The following is a 4,366-nucleotide window of genomic DNA, read 5'->3' on the forward strand; positions in this document are numbered from 1 at the left end:
TTTACTAACCGCTGCGCTCTGCTTTTCTCCGGCTCATGCCCATAAATATAAAGATAAGAATAGTGTGGGTACGATGAAGAAAGAGGAGAAGGAGCCGATTGAGCCTATTGTAGTCCGTGTTACGGGGTATGGCGCTTATGAAAGAAAGGAGGACTCGGAGTCAGAGTCGAAGCGTTTGATGGCGATACGGGCCTCAAAGCTTGATGCTTACCGTACCTTGGCCGAAAGGCTTTACGGTATCGGAATCAGTGGTGGTTCCCAGGTTGATGAGTTTGTGATGAAAAGTGATCACTATGCAGCGGCTGTCGATTCTTATGTGCGAGGTGCAAGGGTAGTTTCGATTATTGAGAATAAGGGGCGCGGATTTGAGACTGTGTTGGAAATATTACTGCCAGGCGATTTTCACGACTGTATCAATAAAATGAACAATATCAAGTTCGGTATAGATTGCCACCGGCCACTGCCGATGGCTTCCAGTAGTGAGCCCCGCACTAAGCGTGCTGCATCTCAGTCAATGCAATCTGTATATTTTTTGAAGTGAGGTTGGTATGAAGTATTTTTCCTTCTTGCTCGCTCTAATGTCTTGTTTGCTATCACCAGTAAGTGCTAATGCAGAGTGGATACAAGTCACAGGGCAGGCAGATTTTGATGGTCAACGCTATGATCTGGCGAGAGATCGTGCTCGACAGGATGCGCTTAAGCAAGCTCTGCTTCAGGCGGGTGCCCGAGTAAAGAGTGATCAACGTGTTAGCAATGGAAAGATAAGTAAGGACTACTTTTCAGTTTCGGGTGAAGCGCGTATTCGTAAATCTGTACTACAAGATGAATTTGTTAAAAAAGGCATCTTGAATCTGGTGATGAACTTTGATGTTGAAGAAGTTGCCAGTTGCCCTGATTCCCAAGCAAAAAAATATCGTAAAAAAATCGCGGTGCTGGGGTTTTCGGTTCAGTCTCCTGCTCAACTGAGATTGGGGGGGGTTCATAATATTGAGCGTGGATTGGCCAGTGCACTTAATCAGTCTTTACAGCTGCAAGATAAGTTAGTTGTTTTCGAGCAGAGTGAGTTTTCTTTGCATCAGGATGTGATCAATGCGCCCAGTCACTTCACATCGCAGAGTACACTGACCAAAGCGGCTGATTACGCGAAGCAGGTTGGAGCTCAATTTGTTATCTCAGGTGTGGTGAGAGATCTGTCGCTAGAAGACCCGGAAGCTTTCTCCACATCATATTGGGCGAAACTGAAAAGGATGAGCAATAATGCCAATATCAAACGTCGCTTTGCAATGGAGCTATTTGTTCATGATGGCTATAGTGGTGCGATTATCTGGCAAAGAAGTTTTGCAGTATCTGCGCCGTGGGAAGATGATATTGATGATCTGAGTGGCTTTGGCACTGCAGAGTTCTGGAGTGACGAATATGGTCTAGCAGTCGCTCAACTGGTGGATGGTGTTGCTACTTTAGTAGGAGAGCAATTGGAGTGTCAGCCCTTTATTGCACGTATATCAAGAGTTGACGGTAAAACATTACACTTCAATTCGGGTGCAAGCTCCGGTGTTCGCCCTGGAGATAAGTTTTCTTTATATCGTACCTACAATTATTACGACGCAGATATGCTAGCGGGTACTGAACTAACGAATGTCAAGACATCACTCACCGTTTCTCAGGTGCACCCTGGTTTTGCTAGTGGTAGTGTCAGTATGGACCCAGGGCGAATAAATATACAAGAGGATGACTTGCTAATCGCTTGGTAGTTTTTACACCCAGTAAGAGAAAAATATTAGTAGCAGTCCGCCCAAATACCGTTGGATAAAATGCTTTTTGTCCAGCGAGTCGCTCTTCAGTTCTTCGCTGCAGCTCAGGTCGTCACGAAAATTAATTGCCAATTGCTCTCGGCTGGCGGTAAGTTGCAGGCTGTAATCGATTTCCAAATCATGCATTAGGCTGCGGGTGTTGAGGTTACTTGAGCCGATGCAAGCCCAGTCATCAATAATCAAGGTTTTAGAGTGCATGATTCCTGCTTGGTATTCGTAGAGTCGGATGCCAGCTTCAAGTAATGTTGAATAGAAGAACGCAGAGGCCCAAGGAATGAAAAATATATCCGAACGCCCGGGGAGTAATATTCTTACATCAACCCCGCTTTTACTTGCTGTGCATAGGGCGTCTTGCAGTTCGCTATCTGGTACAAAATAAGCGTTCGCTATCCATACCGCATGCTTTGCATTTTTAATTCTCTGTAATAAGTCTTTTCTCTGTTTTCGTCTTAAGCGGCGGCTGAAGTTATAGAGAAAAGGGCTCTCAGGCAAGTACCGAGCGCTGGTGCGACATGAGTGTTTATACCAGCAGGTGTCGAAAGCTAGCCTTACGCTCTGGGTTACTTGTCCAGATATTCTGATTGCTGTGTCACTAAATTGTTGACCGCCAAGGGCCTTGGGTAAATGCGCTTTTGTAATGTTGAAACTGCCAAGAAAAACCAGCTTATCATCAATGAGTACAAGCTTGCGGTGGTCACGATTATTAATATAGCTCAGCAAGTGCCATAACTTAAAAATACCAGCAGCAGGGAAGAGGGATAAAGGCCATAGATCAAAACGCCAAGGTAATGGCCGGTATACTTTTACTTCAGCGCCGCAATTAATGAGCTGTTTGGCAACCTGCTCAAAATTATTACCTGCCCCAACTCCGTCAACCAAAACCCTGACTTGCACTCCTCTTAAAGAAGCGTTTTCAAGAGCTTGAGAGATGGCCTGACCAATAAAATCATTGTTGAAGATATATGACTCAAGTAAAACTTCTTGCTGGGCAAGATCAATTGCTTCGATAAGCTGCTCATAATAACTTTGTGCGTCGACAATGATCGATTCGCTAGTCGAAAGCTGATTGCGTGTCATGGTGTGGCCAGCGTAGCTAATAGATTGATGATACTGATTCTAATACACGGCGCTGAATTAAGGGAGCTTGTAAGGAGGTTTGGAAGCAGAAATATTCGAGAGGGCTTGTTACTAAGTTTTAAAAAAGCTTTGGGTATAAAAAATACCCAAAGCTTTACCACCAGGAGATGGAGTAGGTTAAGCTTATTTAAATCGACGTACGCCAGCTAAACCTAATAGACCAAGACCAAATAGAGCAAGAGTCGCTGGCTCAGATACAGTAGCTGCATCAATATTTGCTACAGAAAGTGACTGCCATGTGCTGCCGCCATCTGTTGTGAAACGACCGCTGCTATAACCGTTGCAGCAGTTTTCTGCCCAGTATAGGTCGATAGTGTGGCTGCCAGCAGAAATACCGGCAGTGCCAGATAGAACGTCAGAATTGTTCCAGTTGTATTGCCACCAAAGGTCATCAGTTCTATTTTCGATTAGGCTACCATCAACATATAGAGCTGCGCCGTAGCCTGCGTCCAAGCCAGCTTCGATTCCCCACGAGCCGCTTATAGCAGATGTTAGTGAGATGCTTAAGTGGCTGATCGTGTTGTTGCCAGAAAAGAAACCACTGAAATCTGAAATATTTAGTGAGTTAATCGCTGAAGTTTGATCAGTCCATGAAGTAATAAAATCCGTGTCGTCTATACCATTAGTGATACTACGAGTGTCAATAGTCATCGTCGTTGCGCTAACGTTTAAGCTCAGCGCTGCTAATACTAAAGTAAGAGCGCTTAGAGTAATTTTTTTCATGTGTGTATCCTAGTTGTATTACATTGAATTTGGTGTCTGGTCAGATTAAAGCTATTTATATGCCTGTTTGAAAAAAATTATATAAAACAATATATTGAGTTTGTTTTTTTCTTGTTGTTTTTCATAGGTTGTAAAAAATATCGACACTTATATCTATGTCTGATGTGACCCCATGAAAGGCTTGCTAGCGAATATAGTCTAATTTAGCTAGCAGTTATTTCGGTAATGCTTTGTTCAGGATAAAGAAGCCGAATATACCAGATATCAGCGAACCCACGACGATGCCAAGGCGTTCATCAAAGATCATGTTGACTCCGCTTTCTTCAAAGGCAAGTGAGCCAATAAACAAGCTCATTGTAAAGCCAATACCACAGAGTGCCGCTGTGCCATACAGGCTAAGCCAGTTCATGCCAGAAGGTAGTTGGGCTAGTTTAAGTTTAATGGCAAGCCAGCATAAACCGAATATCCCCACTTGCTTACCGACAAACAAGCCTAGCGCGATGCCAACGGGGACGTTATGAAGCATTTGCTCTAAACCTATACCTGATAGATTGATTCCAGCATTGGCGAAGGCGAAGACGGGGAGAATTCCAAAAGCAACGACTGAGTGAAGGTCATGCTCCAGATCTTTAAGCGGCGAGAACGAAGGGTTCTCTCTAGATTTCATAGGAATGAATATCGCTAGAACTACACCT

At 44.0% G+C, this 4,366-nt stretch carries 5 protein-coding genes; 2 read left to right on the top strand and 3 right to left on the bottom strand.

All coding sequences use genetic code 11. The annotated features are described in order from the left end of the window. Positions 1–541, top strand: a 541-nt coding sequence (locus A3761_RS24585; protein ID WP_068751090.1) for an LPP20 family lipoprotein, incomplete at its 5' end; no start/stop codon positions are given. A gap of 7 nt (positions 542–548) precedes the next feature. Next, entirely contained in the window at positions 549–1,751 is a 1,203-nt protein-coding gene (locus A3761_RS24590; protein WP_068739680.1) for a flagellar assembly protein T N-terminal domain-containing protein, read from the top strand. 3 nt (positions 1,752–1,754) lie between these two features. Here the strand turns inward: A3761_RS24590 and A3761_RS24595 are convergent, their stop codons facing one another. The 3 genes from A3761_RS24595 to A3761_RS24605 form a co-directional block, all read right to left on the bottom strand. After that, complete coding sequence (locus tag A3761_RS24595; RefSeq protein ID WP_068511250.1) at positions 1,755–2,888, bottom strand: phosphatidylserine/phosphatidylglycerophosphate/cardiolipin synthase family protein; 1,134 nt, start codon at positions 2,886–2,888, stop codon at positions 1,755–1,757. Positions 2,889–3,071: 183 nt separating this feature from the next. Beyond that, complete coding sequence (locus A3761_RS28215; RefSeq protein WP_068509637.1) at positions 3,072–3,671, bottom strand: CCXG family PEP-CTERM protein; 600 nt, start codon at positions 3,669–3,671, stop codon at positions 3,072–3,074. A gap of 214 nt (positions 3,672–3,885) precedes the next feature. Next, a partial coding sequence (locus tag A3761_RS24605) for a Na+/H+ antiporter NhaA (RefSeq protein ID WP_197473245.1) occupies positions 3,886–4,366 on the bottom strand: 481 nt, incomplete at its 5' end.

The organism is Oleiphilus sp. HI0123, from assembly GCF_001635315.1.